18 protein-coding genes are annotated in these 19,458 nt (G+C 68.8%); 9 read left to right on the forward strand and 9 right to left on the reverse strand.

Annotated elements, in window-relative coordinates; translation table 11 throughout:
* The first annotated feature begins 30 nt into the window (after positions 1-30).
* The 4 genes from IE295_RS05000 to IE295_RS05015 all read left to right on the forward strand — a co-directional run bounded on the left by IE295_RS05000 (position 31) and on the right by IE295_RS05015 (position 3,336).
* On the forward strand, positions 31-474 hold the full coding sequence (locus IE295_RS05000; protein WP_229922938.1) for a hypothetical protein: 444 nt from the start codon (positions 31-33) through the stop codon (positions 472-474).
* Positions 475-751: 277 nt separating this feature from the next.
* On the forward strand, positions 752-1,591 hold the full coding sequence (locus IE295_RS05005) for a hypothetical protein (RefSeq protein WP_190062166.1): 840 nt from the start codon (positions 752-754) through the stop codon (positions 1,589-1,591).
* 487 nt (positions 1,592-2,078) lie between these two features.
* Positions 2,079-2,510, forward strand: coding sequence for a hypothetical protein (locus IE295_RS05010; protein ID WP_190062167.1), 432 nt, complete (start codon positions 2,079-2,081; stop codon positions 2,508-2,510).
* 160 nt (positions 2,511-2,670) lie between these two features.
* Positions 2,671-3,336, forward strand: coding sequence for an XRE family transcriptional regulator (locus IE295_RS05015; RefSeq protein WP_308013138.1), 666 nt, complete (start codon positions 2,671-2,673; stop codon positions 3,334-3,336).
* 310 nt (positions 3,337-3,646) lie between these two features.
* On the opposite strand, the gene IE295_RS05020 is transcribed toward IE295_RS05015, so the two are convergent.
* From IE295_RS05020 to IE295_RS05030, 3 genes are all read right to left on the reverse strand, one after another.
* Complete coding sequence (locus IE295_RS05020; protein WP_190062168.1) at positions 3,647-5,053, reverse strand: zeta toxin family protein; 1,407 nt, start codon at positions 5,051-5,053, stop codon at positions 3,647-3,649.
* Positions 5,046-5,330, reverse strand: coding sequence for a hypothetical protein (locus IE295_RS05025; RefSeq protein WP_190062169.1), 285 nt, complete (start codon positions 5,328-5,330; stop codon positions 5,046-5,048). Before IE295_RS05025 ends, IE295_RS05020 begins: the two co-directional genes overlap by 8 nt.
* A gap of 784 nt (positions 5,331-6,114) precedes the next feature.
* Positions 6,115-9,357 (reverse strand): hypothetical protein, encoded by a 3,243-nt coding sequence (locus IE295_RS05030; RefSeq protein ID WP_190062170.1) that lies wholly within the window; start codon positions 9,355-9,357, stop codon positions 6,115-6,117.
* Between the two features lie 44 nt (positions 9,358-9,401).
* Here IE295_RS05030 and IE295_RS05035 point away from each other — a divergent pair, with 44 nt between their 5' ends.
* Complete coding sequence (locus IE295_RS05035; protein ID WP_190062171.1) at positions 9,402-9,956, forward strand: hypothetical protein; 555 nt, start codon at positions 9,402-9,404, stop codon at positions 9,954-9,956.
* 43 nt (positions 9,957-9,999) lie between these two features.
* Here the strand turns inward: IE295_RS05035 and IE295_RS05040 are convergent, their stop codons facing one another.
* The 4 genes from IE295_RS05040 to IE295_RS05055 form a co-directional block, all read right to left on the reverse strand.
* Positions 10,000-10,530, reverse strand: coding sequence for an NUDIX hydrolase (locus IE295_RS05040; RefSeq protein ID WP_190062413.1), 531 nt, complete (start codon positions 10,528-10,530; stop codon positions 10,000-10,002).
* A 316-nt stretch (positions 10,531-10,846) separates the two neighbouring features.
* A complete protein-coding gene (locus IE295_RS05045) occupies positions 10,847-11,233 on the reverse strand; it encodes a fic family toxin-antitoxin system, toxin component (RefSeq protein WP_224323371.1) in 387 nt (128 codons plus the stop codon).
* Positions 11,230-11,526: a type II toxin -antitoxin system TacA 1-like antitoxin gene (locus tag IE295_RS05050; protein ID WP_224323370.1), complete on the reverse strand. Its 297-nt coding sequence runs from the start codon at positions 11,524-11,526 to the stop codon at positions 11,230-11,232. The genes IE295_RS05045 and IE295_RS05050 overlap by 4 nt, the downstream gene beginning before the upstream one ends.
* Positions 11,527-11,838: 312 nt before the next feature.
* Positions 11,839-12,063 carry a hypothetical protein gene (locus tag IE295_RS05055; protein WP_190062172.1) on the reverse strand — a complete coding sequence of 75 codons (225 nt, stop codon included), beginning with the start codon at positions 12,061-12,063 and terminating at the stop codon, positions 11,839-11,841.
* A 67-nt stretch (positions 12,064-12,130) separates the two neighbouring features.
* Here IE295_RS05055 and IE295_RS05060 point away from each other — a divergent pair, with 67 nt between their 5' ends.
* From IE295_RS05060 to IE295_RS05075, 4 genes are all read left to right on the forward strand, one after another.
* Positions 12,131-12,736: a mycothiol-dependent nitroreductase Rv2466c family protein gene (locus tag IE295_RS05060; RefSeq protein WP_190062173.1), complete on the forward strand. Its 606-nt coding sequence runs from the start codon at positions 12,131-12,133 to the stop codon at positions 12,734-12,736.
* Between the two features lie 1,833 nt (positions 12,737-14,569).
* Entirely contained in the window at positions 14,570-15,292 is a 723-nt protein-coding gene (locus IE295_RS05065) for a histidine phosphatase family protein (RefSeq protein ID WP_190062174.1), read from the forward strand.
* Positions 15,289-15,582, forward strand: a complete 294-nt coding sequence (locus IE295_RS05070) for a hypothetical protein (protein WP_190062175.1) — start codon at positions 15,289-15,291, stop codon at positions 15,580-15,582. The genes IE295_RS05065 and IE295_RS05070 overlap by 4 nt, the downstream gene beginning before the upstream one ends.
* Positions 15,579-16,979 carry a zeta toxin family protein gene (locus tag IE295_RS05075; protein WP_190062176.1) on the forward strand — a complete coding sequence of 467 codons (1,401 nt, stop codon included), beginning with the start codon at positions 15,579-15,581 and terminating at the stop codon, positions 16,977-16,979. The genes IE295_RS05070 and IE295_RS05075 overlap by 4 nt, the downstream gene beginning before the upstream one ends.
* 258 nt (positions 16,980-17,237) lie before the next feature.
* On the opposite strand, the gene IE295_RS05080 is transcribed toward IE295_RS05075, so the two are convergent.
* Together IE295_RS05080 and IE295_RS05085 are read right to left on the reverse strand one after the other, a co-directional pair.
* Complete coding sequence (locus IE295_RS05080) at positions 17,238-18,440, reverse strand: site-specific integrase (RefSeq protein ID WP_190062177.1); 1,203 nt, start codon at positions 18,438-18,440, stop codon at positions 17,238-17,240.
* A complete protein-coding gene (locus tag IE295_RS05085; protein ID WP_190062178.1) occupies positions 18,437-19,432 on the reverse strand; it encodes a hypothetical protein in 996 nt (331 codons plus the stop codon). The genes IE295_RS05080 and IE295_RS05085 overlap by 4 nt, the downstream gene beginning before the upstream one ends.
* Positions 19,433-19,458 lie beyond the last annotated feature (26 nt).

Consider the following 19,458-nt stretch of genomic DNA (forward strand, 5'->3'; position numbering starts at 1 on the left):
GGGCAACCGTCGGCTGGCCAGGAGCCGGGGGTGCGGCGCTGGGTGTGGTCGGCCATGAAGCCGCCTGAGCGGCGCGCCCGGCTGCGCGAACTCGCCGAATGGGTCGACTGGCTTCGCACCACCTTCGAGCTGCACAACCAGATCCCGCGCTGCTGGTACATGCACCAGCCGGTCGTCGAACACCTCACCGCCCTCTACGCCGGCTGGCTCCGCGTCTACGCCGGCGCTCCGCCGGCCGGGATGGGTGAGGCCGACTGGATCAGCACACTTCATGCCTTCACGCCGCGCCTGCAGCTGGCAGCCTGCGCGACCGGCATTCATCAGGACCCGCCTCCGGTCGTCCCGCCGCCGCCCGGGACATTGGAGGATTTTGAGCTGCATCTGGCGACGTCCGGGATGGCCACTGCGGCTGCCCGGCACCCGGCCCAGGCCGAGCTTGACCGGCTTGCTGCTGAAGCCGACCCGCCGCTGTAGCCGACGGACGGGACGGCGGTGATACCAGGACCAGGACTAGGCGAAGGTTGGGCTCGAGCCGATTGAACGAGGCTGCCCCAGCCCCACGGAACCACCGGAGGCCCGCGCCGCGGCTGCGCCAGGCACAGCGCCCGCCAGTGACCAGAAAGCCGAGGCCGTTCAGGGAACCGTCGAGAACATTGGGCCTACTTTGCCGACGGCCCCCTGGCAGAGGAGCCGGACACCCGGCCGAAGTAGCCGGAGACCTACCGGATCAGACCGTATGGAGGGAACAACCATGGCCACGCCCAGCGCCGAACCGGAGCAGGCCCCGGCGGCTACGCCTGCCCCGGCTCCGTCGTCCCCCCGCCGCCCCGAGCTGCCGCTATGGACAGGAAATGGCCTGCCCGACGGCAAGTGGGAGCGGCACGGCAATGCTTTGCACGACTACTTCGACGATCGGCCCACATGGCGGCTCAAGCCCGATCAAGCTGCCCAGCAGCCGCCCGTGCATCCTCAGCCAGCCGCAGCCCCCACACGTGCTGAGGCACCGTCGGACGCAGGCCTGTGGGCGGGGGTGGACGAGGTAAGGGAGGCGTGGCAGGAACACGTCCCCGCTGACCCCAGCACTGCCGAGGATGCCTGGCAAGCAATCCTGCGCGAGCTGCGGACACTCGATCAAGCGCTTCAGGCAGCCGGCGGCAGCCCCGCCGGGCCTGCCCGGCCTGCCGCGGCGGCCGAACCCGCGCACCCGACAGATCCTGAGAAGGCCGCCGGCGCGGTCAACACGGCTCTGGACACGGTGGACCAGCACGCAGCTGCCGGCCTCCGGGACTCGCCTGAGTGGCAACAGCTGCAGACCATCCGCGGTGCTGCCCGGAACCTGTGGGACACCTTGAAGGGGAGAGCCGGGGAGTACTGGCACTCCTTCCGTGAAGACGTCCGCTTCGAGACGTTCTGGAAGACCGTCTCGATACGCGCATGCGAGAAGATCGCGGAGATCGCCATCAGCGCGGCTGACCGGATCCACCGCTCGACCGCAGGCGACCTCCCCACCGCCGACGCCCTTCTCGCGCTGAGCAACACCAGCCTCGCCTACAGCACCACGGCGCGCGAGAGCGTGGCACCAGCCCTGTAACCGAAGGAACAGCCCGAGGCCCGGCAGGCTGTCGGCACGCAGCAGGTGGCGGCCGGTACCACCGTCCAGCAGGTCGACCAGCCTCATCAGACGACGGCCGAACCCCAGCACGTACACCAGACCCAGCGACCGGAAGGACCGGCCCCGTACGCCTCGCAGGCCGAAACGGTCCAGGGCACGCACGAGATCGTGCGCCACTTCCGTACATGGTGCGAAACCCCTATGGGGCAGGAACTCGTGCACGGTGACCACCCAAGGCTCGTGGCCTTCCGGGACGCCTGGAAGGAGCTCCCGCCCGCAGACATGCCCAACGGACCGGGCGCTGCCGCCGCCCCGTACGGGGATGTCGCGGCCAACGCCCGGTCGCTGTGGCGCGAGGCCGCAGCGTCGGGCCGTTTCGCCGACGCCGACCTCACGGTGTTGTGTGCCATCGCCGACACGGCAAGAGCTCATTCCCAGCGCCTGGGGGCCGCCGCACCCCCTGTCGGTGGTGCGGCGGCCGCTGCCCCCTCCCGGCACACTGCAGCGACGACCCCACAGCAGCCCAGCAAGCACCGCCGCGCCCGCGCGCGGCGACCGCCTCACCGCCGGCCCCGGCGAGCTCGCCACGCATCTCGGCTTAGCAACGACATGTGGTGAGTTCAACCAGCTGCTGCCCAGCGACACCCAGTGGGACCGAGCACGCCTCGCGCAGCAGAATTTCATGCTCAGAATGTGGGTGATCGACCAGCTCGGTCCCGATGACAAGGACCCGGACTGGAACCCCGAAAGACTGGCGACCGATACTGCCGCGGTCCTTACTCTCGCCCCTTGTGATGCCCGTGCTCTCACAGCCCACTGGCGTAGCCTCGGCATCGATCAGATCGGCGAGCTGCGGCGGTACAAGAACCTGACCGTCCACCTGGACGGGGGCTTGTGAAGCACTTGCGCCCTGGCCCATCACGGGATCAGTTTCTTGTCTGGGCTGAGATACATCGACACTTGCCCTGAACGGCTCGCGTGGTCAGCCCGCCGGGTGACTGTCCCAGGGAGGGTCACACGGCTCGCCAGCCGGGGTCTCTGTGGCGTGTGTCGGCCGCGTGCCAGATGAGGAGCTGATCCCGCACGCGCGAAACCGCGTGGACGCGTCAGGTGTGTTGGGAGTTGATGAAGCGGTGTTGTGGCCCAAGGCGGTAGGGGCAGTCATGAAAACTGGCCCGGACCGAGAGATCATCTCGGCCTATCCATACCGTTCAGCCTGCCCATCCTCTGTGTGGCGGCAGCTCATCGGCGACAGCACGCGGGACATCGTCCTCGCCGGTTACACGAACTACTTCTTCTGGATCGAGCAGCCCGCGTTCCACGCCACACTGCGGGCGAAAGCCGAGGCAGGATGCCGCGTACGGTTCCTGCTCGGTGACCCTGACGGCCGGGTAACTCAGCAGCGCGAAGGCATCGAGGACGTGGCCTTCACGGTGTCCACGCGCATCCGCATCAGCCTGGACGAGCTGGCCAAGCTGCCGGACCTCCCGGGCCTGGAGGTGCGCTTCTCATCCGAAGAGGATGCCACGAACCATGTCGGCTTGTCGGTCTTCCGGTTCGACGACCAGGCCCTTGTTACGCCGCACCTCGCGCGGCTGGTTGGGCACGATTCGCCGATGTTGCATCTGCGCAAGCTCCAGGAAGGCGGCCTCTTCGACCGCTTTGCCGAGCATGTCGAGGAGCTTTGGGAGCGCGGCTGCCCTGCCACGCTGACTGGCGAATGATCAAGGTCCACCGGTCGCCGTAGAGTCGCCTGCCGGTATGCCAAGGGTAGCTGCCATGGTCCTTTCAAAGCGTCTGGCCGCGCACAGCCCGTCGCCGCTGGGGGAGCGCCGGCCGCAACCGCACCCCGCCGCATCGCGGCACCTCACGTCGACGCTGTTCAGCAACAGGGCCCGCCCTGCCCGCGCGCGGCGGGTGCTCCGCAGCCGACGGCTCGCTCCCCCCCCCCGAGCCCCGGCGTGGTGACGCAACAGTGGCGCTGATCTGAGGTGTATCCAGGCCAGCGCCACTGCGATGTCGCTTGGTGGAGCTTTAGAGCGAGCGGCCCCGGCCACGGGGAGGATGCTGCGGACCCCGAAGACGAGGAGCGCCTACCGCTTGAGGCGGAGGCGTGGCCTGCGAAGGCCGAGCCGGCCCCAGGGCGGCGTGAAGCTGCTGCCTCAGCCCATCCTCTGCCTGCCGCTGCACAGGCGACAGGCCTCTACGTCTCATGATTTCGGCGGCTGCCTGCTGCCGGTGACCACCCAGCTGCTCCGACCGCGCCTGCGCAGCCCGGGCCTGGCCCCGGGCGTACTGCTGGTCTTCCTGGGCGGCCTTACGAGCCCGGTCTATGACCTCCTGGGGTGCTCCTTGCTTCGTGAGTAGTTGCACGGCATCAGGTGGTTCCTGACCGGTCGGCGGGCGGGCGACCCGAAGGGCGGCCTCTTCCGCGCGCGCCAGCCGGGAGTGCAACTGGACGAGCTGTGCGTCCGGCACCAGTTTGAGCGGTATATCGGACGTCGGCGGCTCGGATACCACCGCCTCCAGCATCGACTGGACAGCGGTGTGTGCGACGCGCAGCTCGCTGCGGGGATCAGGGTCGGCCATCACTGCGACGGCCTCGGCGTCGACGGACACACGCTGCAGAACAGGCCGGGACGTGGCATCTATCTGCCCACGAGCGGCCAAGTCGATGACGACTTCGCGCTGGCGCTCCATCCACCTGCCTGCGTCGTCCGCCGGTAACGGCCGGGCACGTCCAGCCGCCAGAGCCTGCACCGCGGCGGGCTCACCCGTCCAGAGGCCGTCGGGGCCGCGTTCATTGACATACAGATCGGCACCGGACCGGTCAGTGATCGTGATCCGATGCACCGCGGGGCTGGCCTCGGCGGCCGCGATTGTCTCGGGCATCATCCGCAGCGCCAGGTCGTGCAGGTCCGGCGGCGTCCAGCGCCCGCCCTCCAGGTACCGGTGCAGGCTGTCGAGCCGGCTCCGTTCCTCGCGTACCGCCAGGCCGACGACCTCGACGGTGTATCCGGCCTGAGCAAAGCGCTCGGCGGTGGAGAGCGTCATGGCCGGATCCCGGAAGACCCCCTCGAGCATCAGGCTGTACCTGTTCTCCAGCGCGTGGTCGATGCTCATCCGCACCCATGCGCCGGACGCCTGTCCGGTGGCATCGGGGAAGAGCCAAGGCTCCTTCTCCAGTATCTCGTGGTGCTGAGGATGGAAGGGGCGGAGCTCATCGCCAGTGAGCGGAACCAGCTGGCGGTCGGCGTGCCGCTGCTGTGCGGATTTCATCGCCTGGCTCTTGCCTGCCGCCGGCTGTCCTCCCAGCAACACCAGCACCGGTTGGCTCTGCGGTGAGAACCTGGAGAAGAGGAAGTTCTTGACACCGCGGCGTTCGTGGAAGATCGCCGCTAACTCGGACTCGGCTAGGAAGTAGTCGCTTGCCTCAGCCACGTGCAGCCTTCAGCGCCTCAAGCTCCGCCCTCCACATCCGGATATGCGCGATCAGCTGAGCTCGGTCGCGGGCTGGCACTGCGTGCTGGGTATCGCGCAGCGTCATCACCTTCTGCCACCACTCCTCGCTTTCCTCCTCCGTGGAGGCAGCACGCGATAGAGCGATGTACTGGCCGGTGAGCTGGGAAGCGGTCTCGGCGAAGGTGTCGTAGACCATGGCTGTTGGCACATTGGGGTACGGGTCATCGGGCTCTGGACGCTGGGCGTGTGTGTTCATTGGTGTTCTCCTTGGGTCAATAGTGGTGCGGAGGACAGTGCGGAGATGGCGGCTCCTCAGCTGCCAGCTGTCGATCTTGCCGAACGCGGCGCGGAAGGCAGACGGCGGGCCCTGGACAAGGGACAAAGCAGGCTTGGCATGTGGTTGATGCCGGACTGCCTCCCGTCGGTCCCGGCCCCATCACCGACCGCTTGGACGGGTTCAGGGGACCAAGCCAGAGTGACCACGACCAGCGGAGTGGCTGATCCGCAAGCCTCCGCGACGTACCAGGTGGCAGGGTTCGCGGCCTCCAAACAATTCGCCAAGAGCCGGGCCGCCGACTGGTGTTGTCCCTGCCGGGCTACGGCTCACCTCTGCCTGCGCGGAGCTCACGGACGCCAACCCCTGCTGATCGAGGGAGGGGAGGCTCACCTCCGCCTGCGCGGAGCTCACCCTTCGTGACCTGCAGCGTTGTAATGGCTTTGCTTTTTCTTGGTCCTTAGCTACGTATGGCACACAGCACCCATTGAACATGACGGATGCACGCTTACATGCTCAAGGACCTAGCTGTGCTGGCGGGCACCCGCGGCAGCTTCTAACAGCTGGTCCTGGTCAATGGCCCTGCTTGCCGATCGTCGACCGCGTCAACGCTCGCTCATCGTCGTGCGGGCGACAGTAGCTTTTCTCGCGACCGACGAAGACGAGGGCGATGCGCAGGGAGTGCCTGGTCCAGTGGATCGGCGCTCTGGTCCCGAGTGGAGATGTGTTGTAGCCATCGCTACTGCGTTCCTTGGGACCGGATGCTCTACCGGCTGATGCCGCCGGAGCCTGCACTGCCGGCGCCGTAGCCCGGCGGGCGGCGACGGGGCCCCGGTACCTGGCGTGCCTGCTCGGCAGCGCGGCGCTGGGCTTGCTGGCGCAGTGCTTGGGAGCGCTCGGCGGCTTCCCGGGCACGTTGGGCGGGCGGGAGCTGTTCCTGCCGCGCGGCCTCCTTCCGCAGTTCAGCCGCGCGCCGGGTGTGCCCTTCGGCAGCGCGGTGCTGATCAGCGGCCTGCTTGACCAGGTAGTCGTAGTCCTGGCGGTCCACCTTCTCAGCACGTTCGGCGATCTGTGGCAGACGGGCGCGGCACTCAGCGATCCGGTCGGAGACCGGTCGGTGGGAGCTGCCGCCTGCCACCATGTCAACCTGCTCGCGGGCCTGAGCGCGCAGGTGCTCAGCCTCGCTGTGCAGGTCGGTGGCCTGCTGCCTCAGGGTGCTGATCTGCTCGGTGCGCCGGGCGACCTGGCCGGCGAGTTCGTCGGCTTCCGTCACCAACCTCTTGCGCTGGCCCAGCAGCCCCGAGCGCGTGAGCGCGGCACGCTCCCGTAGGTCCTGCTCGCGACGGCTCGCCTCATGCTTGTCGTCAAGTAGCGCACGGACCTGGCCGTCAATGGTGTTGGCGCGCTGGTCTGCGGCGTCGGCGCGGACCAGGCAGTCCTCAGCGGAGGTCAGACGGGCGTCGACGAGGGCGTAGAGTCGGCGGCCCGGGGCGGCGTCGGTGCCCAGCACCGTGCGCAGCTGTTCGGCCTGGGCGGTGAGCCGCTTGGCTGCTTCGCGTGCACGGGCGGCGGCCTGCTCGGCCTGTTCGGCAGGTGTTTGGATCGTCGTCGACCGGGACCGCGCGGCGATGCTCAGCGTTTGGATACCTGAGGTGAGGGTCGAAGCCGATGGGCGTTCTGCCGTTTGCCCGGGCGGCATGGGCGGCCCATCCAAACTGTCTTCCGTCGCGCGGTGTCTGGCCAGGTGGGAGGCTTGGAGGGCGGTGGCCATGAAGCCGGCGGCGACGTTGCCGCTCTCTGGCGGGGTGGTCTTGGCGTCGAGGACGGCGAGACGGGCCATGTCGTCTCGGCTGAAGATGTTTCCGGGGAGCATGCGGGACGCGGCGCCGGTCACGTGGACGGAGTGGCGCTCGCCGTCTGCCTCGAACGCCAGCTGGTAGCCGAGATACTGGCGGTCCTTGTCGAATACCAGCTCACCGTCGATCTGGCCGCCCGACGCCCGGGCCCAGGACTCCAGGGAGTCGAGGGTCTCGGGTGTCCGTGAGATCCGGCCGAGACACGCCACGTAGGCGTCCCCCTCTATGCCGAGGGGGTTGCCCGCGCTGTCGAGGGCTGCGAGACGGACCTGGCCATCGGGTCCTGTCACTGTGCCGACCGCACCGAGGTAGCGGTCGGAGTACGTCACCAGTCGCCCGTCTCCGCCGTACTGGGCGTCGTGTTTGCGACGCAGCTCCGTGTACTGGGCGTCGTTATGGAGGACGAATGGCGCGTCCTTGCCGACCATGGAGACCCTGGCTTCGGGATTGGCCTCCAGGATGATCTCGGCATTGGCGATGGCTGCGCCGCCGACTCCGGCGATGACCCAGTTGTTGGCGACGAGCGGGTCGTAGGCGCCGTCACCGACCTCGTCGCCCATCAGGACACGGTCTGGTGCCGCGGCACGGGCGTGCTCCCACGCTGCGGTGGCGCGGAGCGTCTCAGTGGCGCCCGCCACGCGCGGATTGACCGAGGACTGCAGGACGCTGGCCACCAGCGGGTCGGTGAGCACGTTGAGTGATGCGGCCGCCCTGTCTTCGCCATCGGGAAGGTTGAGCAGCTGTTCGCGTGCGCGGAGGGCCTGGGGTGTGCCCGCGGACAGGAGGTGTTCTGCGAGGACCTCGGTGGCTTCCGGCACGGTCGGCACCTGGCGGTTCGCGCCAGGGATGATCTCGGGCGGGATTCCGGTGGCGACGAGCGGGGAGCCCTTCACCTCGATCTTGATGGGCTTTGAGCCGTCGGCCGGGGAGATTTCTGCGATCAGTCGGCCTGCCGCGTTGATGCTCAGGTTCGCCCGCCCGTCGACGAGCGGGCCACGGGCTGCGGCGGTGTCCTCCCAGAGCTGAAGCGCCGGGAGTGGCACTCGCTGCTTGGGATCTGCGAACTGGTACGGATCGCCCATACCGCTCTCCCGCAGGTGCCGCACTTGGTCAGCGGACTGGACGATCGCCTTGATGGGATCCACATGCCAGCGCCCGCGCGCGTCGATGAGCAACACGTCCGGGTCACGCCCGGCCAGCGCGGCCCCGCCGCCGATCATGACCTCGCGCTGCGGGTACCGGCCCTCGGGCAGTGCGGCCTGTTCCGCGCGCAGCTGGTCGAGCGTCCGGCCGCTGAGCGCGGTCCGCTGTTCGGCGGCCACGGCGGCAGCCTGCCCTAGCTCCTCCCGCGGCAGAGGCGTTCCGTCCGGCCGCAGCCCGGGCATGGGGAACTCTCCCAGGGGCTGCGGAGCCTGTTCCTGAGCGGCCCGTGTCGCCCTCGCCTCGCCCAGCGCCCGCGCGTCCACCGCACTCAACCGCTCGAGAGGGACGGCGAGTTCTTCCAGCGCATCACTCGCCTGGGCCCGCAGATGCGGAAGCGCGATATCCATGCGCACCTTGGCCGCGTACGTCTCGGCAGTGTGCTCCTGTTCGTCGGAGGCTGGCGCCACCGGCCGTAGCCCCGACTCATCTATGAGTGTCGAGAACCGGTCACGGGCCTCCCGACGCTCAGGGGCGGTGAGCGCCGCGTCGTTCATCCTGGCAGCAAGGTAGTTGAACTGGCCCACCCGGCCGAGGTCCTGGTCGGACAGCTCCGGATGCGCGGGTAGCGCGGCGCCAGGGGCAAGCAGGTTGCGTAGTGGTGGCTTCCCGTTCACCGCGGTCCGTTCCCGCACGGCGAGAAGCTCGCCCACCTCGCGCGAGAGCACCTCGCCGACGCGTGTCGGCGCCAGGGTATCGGCGAGCTGGACGACGTACCGATCGGTCGTTGTGTTGGTGAAGGTGCGCGCCAGGAGCGGTTGCGGCAAGGCGGCCGTATCCAGGCGCAGCTCGACCTGCTTGCCCTCGGAGTCGCTCAGTGCGTAGAAGCGCCGGCCGTTCTCCTCAGCCACAAAGCTGTCACGTAGTTGGTCGGCGTATAAGGCTCGTAGCACCGTGGGCAGGGCGGCCTCGGCTTCGGTAAGCAGCCGTTCTGCGTCGGTACCCTGGTCCACTGACGTCCCCCTGTTTGGCGTCTTCTTTCCCCTAGGATGATGGCATGTTGATCACTCGTTCGATGCAGGAAGCTCACCTGTACATGGATCTGCATCCCTGTGTGTGTGGCACGGAGGAGTTCGATCGGCAACACCGTCTGGAGGACCGTGATGGGGTCCTGACCTCCGTGTACGAGGGCGTGTGCCCACAGTGCGGTCGCACGCGCTTGTTCGAGTTCACGATGTCCGACGAGCATCCGCCCGCGCCACCCGCGTTCGGTGGCCCGGAGCCCTCGCGAATCATCGACCCGGGCGAGTTCATGTGGATCGGCGACCGGGTGTCTACTGAGTCCGGGCTGCGGCTGCTGAACACTCCGCCTGCCGAGCACCGCGAGATCCGCCCAGCCACCGCGTATGCGATCGCGGCATTCGAGGAGGTGGCCAAGTTCCTGCCCGAAGGCGCCGACTGCATCCCGGAGGACCGATTCACCTCCGAACGGGGGCGTGAGATGTATGCCAAGGACCCGTCACGGTTCACGCGTAAGCGCATCATCTCCCACCTCGAGCTGAAGCGGGACATCCTCGCCGGCATCGACCGGTTCAGTCCGCCGCAAGACTGAGAGGGCCCTCGAGGCCCACTCAGACGGGCACTGAAAACGGGGGTCAGGCCTTCAGGTCCAGTAGCAGGGCCATCAGGCCGACCAGGGTGGCGCTGCTGACGATCTCCCGTCGGACGATCATGCTGGGGATGTCGGCCAGTGGGATCCATTCCAGTCGGTCCGACTCGTTGCGTTCGGTCGGTTCACCGATGCGCCGGACTCCGTTGGCGCGGAACACGAAGTGCTGGGAGTCGGTGATTCCGGCTGCCGGCTGGGCGTAGATCAGTTCCTGCATGGCGGCTGGGCGCCATCCGGTCTCTTCCTCCAGTTCCCGGGCGGCGGCGACCACAGGGGTTTCGCCGTCTTCGACCAGTCCCATGGGCAGTTCCCAGGCCCATATGTCCGTGACGAAGCGGTGGCGCCACATCATCAACACGCGCTGCTGGTCGTCGACGGCCGCTGCTATGGCGAGGTCCCGCAGTCGTACGACGTGGTAGTCGGTGCGCAGGCCGTCGGGTTGTTCCACGTCCAGCGACCGCAGCCGCACCCACGGGGTGTCGTAAAGAGGGCGCTCGCCGTGGACAGTCCATCGCATGCTCTGCTCGCTCTCAGTCTCGGTGGTGGGGGATGCGTCAGCGACGCTGTTCTTCGCTGTGGCGCTGAGCGTGCCGCGGGTGCCGTCGGTGGCGCCGACGGCCTCAAACGGTGCCACTATGACGGGGCTGGTCTGCGGGGGGCCGCCATGAGTTCGCTGAACGCCGCCAGGATGTGCGAGGCCATGAGGGTGAGCAGGTCGCCCGTCGACTGCCTCGGGAAGCCCGTTGATCAGCCTCGTCGCGGACACGTATTTGACGCTGAAGTCGTGTGAGCGTTGGCGTCCATGGCACCGACTTCGATGGGCGACGCTGGCCTTAGGTGGTCCAGGCGTGCAGTTGGCGGGCGATCTGGGCCACGCCGGCGGTGCCTGCGGCGGCTTCGCGGACGAGTGCGACTGCGTCCTTGGGCCGGTACTCGAGGTGGTGCCGGTTCAGTGCGAGGAAGGCCTCGGTGGCGTGCCAGGCGAATGCGTCGTTGGAGTGTTCCAGGCACGGTATCCGTACGAGGCTGTGCAACAGTGCCCCGGCTTTGAGGTGCTCGGAGCTGTAGATGTCCCGGTCCATCGCTCTGGCGTACATGCGGGCTACAGCGCCGAACAGTTGTCCGTAGTCGTCGACCTGAGGGTCGCCGGGCAGGAGTTCCGCGGCGTGGAGGAGGAAGGGGACGTCGATCCGGAGTGGTGGTTGCTGCTCGTCACTCACGCGGCGCGGCCCTGTCCCTCAGTCTCAAGGGTGCTGCGGGCCTGCTGCTCGGCGGCACGCTGCTCAGGAGTCGGATCGGACGCCCCCGGCTCAGTGGTGAAGGCCTCGTTACTGCGGCTGACCGAGGCCTTGAAAGCTTCCAGGAACCTCGCCTCGACCGCCGTAGCGCGCTCGTATGCAGCCGAGAGGATGTATTCCTGCATGCTCACCCCGGCTTCCTTCGCGGCAGCCGCGATAGCTGCACGCTGCTCCGGGTCAGGGAAACGCAAGCTCATAGCCTTCGGATCTGCCATGATATCGACGGTACCAGTGATACCAGCAGCCTGCCAGCCCTCTTGGCTGGAGTGCATGAACCGCAGACATAAGAGTCTGATTTGCCTGAAATGCGCAAATGAAGATCGCCCGGGTGAATTCGCAGGCGGGGAGGGTCGCCCCCGTGCGCGCAGGGATGGATATGTCCGTGGATGCGGGTTCCGGCCCAGCTTCTGGGGAGCTGGGCGACGCCCCTTTGCTTTCGCGGAGCAGGGGCTGCTGACATGCAGGTCCACCGACGGCGCCGGCAGAGCCGGGCGCCGGGGGCGCCGGGGGTGCCGTGGTGGTTCGGGCTACGTCGCGTTCTGACTGGCGCCGGTGTTCCCGGCCGGCATCGGTGAGCTTGCGGGCGGTTTTGCCCGGAAGGGGTCCAGCCCTGCGGCACGTTCGTGATACGGCAGCCGCGACAGCTTGGTGACCAGTGCCCACATCTCGCATTCGCAGGCCAGCTCGCCCGGTAGGAGGAGGCCGAGGGATTCGGCGAGGGGTTTGCGTCCTGTGTTCACGAGCCGTGCCATTGGCCCACGACCTTCATGGGGAAGTGGACCTGTCCGCTGGGTCACTCCTCTCCGTAGCCTCATGGGCATGACACACAAAGCCGACTTCTACTTCGACCCCATCTGCCCGTTCGCCTGGATCACCTCACGCTGGATCCTTGAGGTGGAGCGCCACCGCGACCTCGATCTGCGTTTCCGCGTCATGAGCCTGTCCGTGCTCAACGAAGGCCGTACCGATCTGCCCGAGCGGTACCGACGGTTGCTCGACGTGGGCTGGGGACCGGTGCGGGTGTGCACGGCCGCGGCGCAGGAGCACGGGGAGCACGTGCTGCGTGACCTGTACACCGCCCTCGGCACACGCATTCATGACGCCGGCCGCGAAGCCTCCGACGACCTGATCAGGAAAGCACTGGCCGACGTCGGCCTTCCGGAGGCGCTGGCTGATGCGGCACACACGGCGGAGTACGACGAGGCGCTGCGCAAGAGTCACCACGAGGGGATGGACCCGGTCGGTGAAGAGGTCGGCACGCCCACTCTGCACATCGACGGCGTCGCCTTCTTCGGTCCTGTCCTGACCGCGATTCCGCGGGGCGAGGAGGCCGCCCGGCTCTTCGACGGTGTGCGGCTGCTGGCCGGCTACCCGAAGTTCTTCGAGCTCAAGCGCACCCGCACGGGCGGCCTGGACTTCAGCTGAGCCGAAGGCTCCGGGGACATGCTGCGGATGTACACCCTCCGCGGAGCCGCGATCGTATCGTCCATCCGTTGATTTCGCGTGGGTATCCTCGGCTTCCGCCGGGGAGGGAATCGCATCCTTGGCCCGGAGTCGCGAAGCGCCGGAGTTCACTGCGCCGTCGCGTGACGGCCAGACAGGCCGCTTCTGGCTCTCGGTGTACTGCCGCATCACGGTCAGCGGTGGACTGCCGCAGGAACCTGCCGTTGGCAGCGGGTCAGGTCTGGGCGCACTGGGCTGCCCTCCGTGCAGCGGCACTTGCTGGAGCGGGACCCGCTTACCGACGTCGTGGCGGCGGTCGTAGACGGTGTCGGCGGTGTATGAGCCGTCGGCCCAGCGGCCGGCGACGTTGCACTCGGCGAGAGGGACGCCTGCCTCGGCAAGATCGGTGTTGGCGCCGGCGCGCCAGGAGTGGTTGGTGACCTTCTTGTCCTCGATGTACGGCACGCCTGCCTGTTCGGCGAGGTGCTGCAGACGCTCGTTGAGCGAGTCGGGCCGAATGCGAGTGCCACGCTTGCGGTCGGCCGGGTACCTCACGAGGTTGCCTCCGCGGGTCAGCGCCCTGAAGAGCGGATCGTCCGGGCCTGCGGCGCCGAGGTCCTTGAGCACGGTGCGCCAGGCGCGGGCGCGGCGGACCCTGGCCAGCGGCGGCCGCCCTCGCACGCAAAGCAGAGCCTGAGGCGGCCGCCGAAGCAGTCAACGCGGCCCTGGACAAGGTCGACCAGCACACCACCAACAGCTTCCGGGACTCTCCCGAGTGGCAGCGCTTGCAGACCGTTCGCGGTGCCGCCCGGCATCTGTGGGACACGTTCAAGGAGAAGACTGGGGCGTTCTGGAACTCCCTGCGCGAAGCATCCGCTTCGAGGGATTCTGGAAGACCGTGTCGATACGCGTGTGCGAGAAGATTGCGGAGTTGGCCACCGCCGGGGCCGAACGGATCCGCAGCCCGACCGCGGGCGACCTCCCCACCGCTGACGCCCGCATGGCGCTCAGCGACACGAGCCTCGCCTACAGCACCGCGGCACTCGCGAGCACGGCACCAGCCCCCGCAGCCGAAGGCGCAGGCCGATGCTCAGCAGGCCGTCGAGGCGCAGCAGGTGAAGGCCGACACCGGTGTTCGGCAGTCGCCCGCCCAGGCCCAGCCGGCACCGGCCGAAGCCCAGAAGGCGACGCAGGCCAAGCGCTCTGCCGGGCCGCTCCCCTACGCCTCGAAGGACGAGGCGGTGCAGGCCACGATCGAGGTCGTGGAGCACTTCCGGGCGTGGGTCGAGTCCCCATGGGGCAAGAGCTGCTGGCCATCAAGCACCCGAGGCTTCTCGCCTTCAAGAACCTATGGGAGAGTCTCCCGCTGGCGGCACTGCCCACCGGCCCGGGCCCGGCCACAGTCCCGTATGAAGACGTGTCCAGAACGGCCCGGGCCCTGTGGCGGAAGGCAGCGCCGTCAGGCCGCTTCACCGACGCGGACCTCAAGACGCTGCGCGCCGTCGCCGACAGCGCAGGGGAGCCACTCCAGACGCCTCGCGAAGACGGCGCCCGCCAACGGAGCGGGTGCGGCCGCCGCGTCCCGCCGGGCCGCGGTGACAACGCCCGGCGCTGCCCAGCAAGCCCCACCGCGTCCCCGTGCGGCGACCACTCCGTCGACGGACCCGGCAGCGCGTTCGCCTCGTATTTCCGCCTGACCAGAGGGTATGGATTCGGCCGGAGGGTGGGCGGTGCCGCCGGGGTGCCCGAAATGTGTGGTCGCCCATCAACTGCTCGACCTAGAGTCACTGTGGACCGTCTCAGGGGAGGGATCACATGTTGCAGGAGCCGATTCCCTTACGCTGCGGCCTCACGCAGCTGACTGCCATCCGGCACGGGCAGAGCACGGCCAACGTACTTTTCGCCGAGGCAGCGGAGAACGGCAGTGCAGAGGTACCGCTGGAAGGCTGCGACGCGCAGGTGCCGCTCTCCGAGCTGGGCCGGTTACAGGCGCGTGCCGCGGGACGGTGGTTCGCCTCCCTCGAACCCGGCGACCGCCCGGACCTGGTGATCAGCTCGCCCTACCTGCGGGCGCTCCAGACCTGGGACGGCATGGCCGCTCAGGCCCGTGAACAGGGCTGCACACCGCCCTCGGTACTGGTGGATGAACGCCTGCGAGACCGCGAGATGGGTGTCTTCGAGCTCCTCACCCCAGCCGCCATTCGTACTCGGGCACCTGAGGAAGCAGCACGGCGCGAACGGGTCGGGGAGTGGTTCTACCGACCCCCAGGAGGCGAATCCCTGGCCGACGTCACCCTGCGGATCCGCGACTTCCTCACCGAAATCGGCGACAGCGCCCTGGGCAGGCGCGTAGCCCTCGTCGCCCACGACGCTGTGGTGGTAGCACTGCGGCACGCCTTGGCCGGCCTCGGCAGCCCCGCGCCCGAGGCAGCACCGGTGGCGAACGCCTCGGTCACCCGCTGGGAGGGCGACGGCACCCACCTGCACCTCGCCGAGTTCGGCACGACCACCCACTTGAAGGAGCCCACACGGCCATGACGGACAACGACACCGGCCCCATCCTCCCCCAGACCCAGCCCATCCCCGGCGGCTCGTACGCCGGGGAGACCTACGAGCACGTCATCAGCGATCTGAACCTCACCGTCGCCGAGCTCAGCGCCGCCATCCCCTCCGCGGAGCCCGAGCGCGCAGCCGACCTGCGGCAACGCCGCAACGACCTGATTCGCCTGCGCACCGCGGTCATGCCCACCGACCCGGCCGCGCTCGCCGAGGCCCGCAAGGCGTGCGCCGAGGCACGCGACGTCATCGCCCTGGGCAGCCGGCCGTGAACGAGGGATTACTGCCTCCGGGCGAGAACCAGAGAATCTTCCGCGAGGAGATCGTCCCCGTCCACTTCGCAGGCGTACAGCCCCAGCGCGCCCCGGTCGCCATCATCATCGGCGGCCAGACCGGGGCCGGGAAGACCGCCGTCACCCGCATGGTGAAGGCGGCACTCGACCAGCGCGGTCCCTGCGCCTGGATCAACATGGACTTCTACAACCCCCACCACCCCGAATACGCGCGGTGGCTGGCGGAACGACCGCAGGAGGCGGCAGCCCTCGTCCGCCCCGACGGCGACCTGTGGTGGGCGCAGGGCCAGGCGTATGCGCTCGCCCAGGGGTACGACATCCTGCTGGAGAGCGCGATGGTCGCGCCGGCCGAGTTCGAGGACATCTGCCTGCGCATCCGCGCCGCCCGCTCCCCCTACCGGATCGAAGCGGCCATCGTCGGCGTCTCCCCGGTCCAAAGCCGCCTCGGGGTGATGAACCGCTACTTCGACGAGATCCGGACCCGCGGCTACGGGCGCCTGGTCAACCTCGCCGTCCACGACGCGGCCGTCCGCGGCGTGCTGCGAGGTGCGGCCGCCTTCGAAGGCGCACACCTGGGGGACCTCGTCCAGGTCTTCCGCCGCAACGGCGAAGCGATATACAGCCGCTCCCTGTACGCGGCCACAGGCCCGGCCACCACGGCCCTGGACGTCATCATGGCCGAGCACACCCGCACCTGGACTCCCCGCGAGGCCGCCGAATTCACCGCCCGCCACGCCCTGGCCACCGTACAAGCACCACCGCCGGCACACCCGGAACTCCAGCTGATCGCCACCCTGGCCGACCCCCAGCGGCCCGGCAGCCCTGCCCAGTGGCGAGACATCGCGGAGATGGCCGGCACGGCACGCGCCCTCGCCTCATCCGCATCTCCCGCCAGCCCTCAGTTTGCCCGTTACGACGACTGGGAGCTCGCCCAGGGCCTGGCCTCCGTGCTCCACCGCCGCTTCGAGGCCGCCACGCGCACCGAGCACGCGGAGGAGTCGGTCCGCCGGAAGGAGGCAGACTTCCGCCGTACCGACGGCGGCCTGGTCGCTGCCCGCCTACGGGAACGAGGCGCCGCTCCCGACGTTGTCCTACGAGCCAAGCAGTCTGCCCGCGAGGACATCGAGTACATACAGAAGTCCGCCCAGCGGCAGCAGGAAGGAACGAGGGGGCTCTCCCGACAGGCCAAGGCCCTGGTCAACGAGCTGGCCCGCCGTGCAACCCTGTCGCCCGAGCAGCGAGCCACCGAACTGGTAACACGCCAGACGCGTCGTGCACAGGAGATACAGCGCGTTGTCCAGCAGCAGGCGCCGCGCCAGCGCGCGCTGACTTCCGGTGATCCTGCGGCACCCAGGCGTCGTGGTCTGAGCAGTTGATTGCGCCCGAAGCTTCGGCCGGTGCACAGACGGAACCAGGCTCATGAAGGCCAGGCCAGCTGCCAGGTAAAAGGATCGCTCCCCCCGCACTGTTAACCGGTAGGGAGTTCTCGTCATGCTGTAGGGCGGAGAAGCAGGGCTCTGGGCCGCGATCGTCCAGAGCCCGTGGACTCCACCCGGTACAACGAGCGGGGCGACTCCCGGTAACCGGCCTCAGGAGGAGCGGTCCAGTCCGGGCCGGCGCCGGGCACGTACCGGTTAATTCTCGGCGGTGCCGGGCTGCTCCCCGTACAGCGGCACCTGCTCGAGCGGGTCGCGCGTGCCGACGCCGTGGCGGCGGTCGTAGACGGTGTCCGCGGTGTGCGAGCCAGGTGCCCAGCGGCCGGCGATGTTGCGCTCGGCGAGCGGGACGCCGCGTTCGGCGAGGTCGGTGTTGGCGCCCGCGCGCCAGGAGTGGCTGGTGACCTTCTTGCCGTCGATGTAGGGCACGCCGGCCTGTTCGGCGAGGAACTGGAGTCGTTCTTTGAGGGAGCCGGGGCGCATCCGGGTGCCGCGCGTGCGGTCGGCGGGGTACGTGACGAGGTTGCCGCCGCGGGTGAGCGCGCGAAAGAGCGGGTCGTCGCCTCCGGTGGCGCCGAAGTTCTCGAGCACGGCGAGCCAGGCGCGGGCGCGGCGGACGAGCTGGAGGTCGGCGCGGTCCTTGATGAACCGGCCGGGGCCCTGCCCGGCCTGGTCGGTCTTCGACACTGCGGTGGTGACGTGCAGGCCGGTGTTGTAGACCTTGACCCGCTTGATGAGCTGGTCGGCGAGTTCCATCTCGCGGTGCAAATTGGAGTAGGCCAGGGCGGCCAGGAGGGCATCCCGTTTGCCGATGTTCGTGGACTCGTCGATCGCGTCGATGATGCGGAGGTTGTACTCGAGGGTGACCGCGGCGGAGCGGTCGACGGTGCCGCCGGCTTGCACCCAGGTCTTCTTCCAGGCCCGGATGCGGCCCTTGACGCGGGAGGGGTCGGGCCGCAGGTCGACGGGCTGCCAGTTGTAGATCCGGGACATGTACTGCCCCACCGAGTCCGGTTTGTACGCGCCCGCCTTGCCCTCGCGGATCAGGTGCAGCCCGTAGGCGGTGTAGGTGGCGGTGGTGCACGGGTAAGCCAGCCGTGGGGGGTCCTGCGCCGCGCACCACGCCTCGAACGCCCGGACGGTGGAGTCCCGGTTGATACGGGTGTTCTCCGCGAGGTCCTCCTCCAGGTCCGCCACGTCCTCCTCGGACAGCCGGAAGTCGGCATCCGTCCACGGCGGCCGCGCGCCGGCGAGCGGGGGCAGCTGGCCGGGGCCGAGCATGGTGTGCTGGGTGATGAGGTACCGCGGCTCGGCGCCCGCGGCGTCATCCGGGCGCAGGGCTGGCAAGGGGGCGCCGGCCGGGACGAGTTCGGCTTCCAGGGGTTCGCTGTCGGTCGTCACGGCCGTCTTCCTTTCAGCTCGAAGGGTCGGATCGGGTCTTGGAGGCAGTCTTCGCACAGTCCGCTCTGGCGGGGCATGGTGAGGGCCGCGCAACCGGTGCACTCGACGAGCCGGTCGAACGAGCTGCCGCAGTGAAAGCACAGCGATCTGGGCTGCGTGGGCTCGGCCGCCACCCGCGCTTTGTCCAGGAGGAGGGCGGGCTCGGCGCACTGCGGGCACTGGCCGGCGAGGAGCGTTTCCTGGTCTCCGTACTGCGCGCGGACGTAGTAGGCCGCCGCTATGGTCGGGGACGCCCAGCTTTCATGGCAGAAGCGGCAGTTGGGCGTTTGCGTGTCGCCCAGGGGCAGCGCCCACTCACCGCAGCTGGGGCATTCCACCGTCTGGTACCCGAGATCGTGCAGTTCGCCCCGCAGGTGTTTGCCCCGCTGCGCGATGAACGACTGGATCTCCTGAACACCCTCGCGGACGTCATTGAGGTCGGCGTTGATGCGTTGGTTCTCCTGCTCGGTGAGGTGGGGGAGCAGGTGGTCGTGGAGGAAGGTCAGCAGGAAGTCGAGGACCTCGGCGGCCCGTGCTTCGACGGCGCGGGCGGGGGCGGTCAGGCCGTAGTGTTGGAGGGCGTTGCGGGACTTGGCCAGCACTTTGAGGGCCTTGCCGGCCTTGTCGTCTATGGGGATGCCGGCGATGTGCTTCAGCCGGTCGACGGCGGCGTCGGTGGTGCAGCTTTCGAAGTCGGCGCTGTCGAAGCGGGACCGGGTGGCCGTACCAGGGTCTTTGAAGACCAGGCTCCAGTGCTCGCGTTGCAGCCGGGCCTTGAGCAGGACTTCGGCGGCGGCCTGGAGGTGGAGCACGGCGTACTTCAGATCGCGGGGGCTGGGCGGGCCGTCCCCGGCGAGGTGGTCGACCACACTGAGGAGGTAGTCGACACCGTTCTCGACGGGCGGGAACTCCACCGCGTGCCGCTCCGCCTGCCGCGCGGACCGGGGGAACAAGGGCGGCTCGCTGAGCGGCCGGGCGT

It is taken from the genome of Streptomyces griseocarneus (assembly GCF_014655595.1).
GTDB classification, from domain to species: Bacteria; Actinomycetota; Actinomycetes; order Streptomycetales; family Streptomycetaceae; genus Streptomyces; species Streptomyces griseocarneus.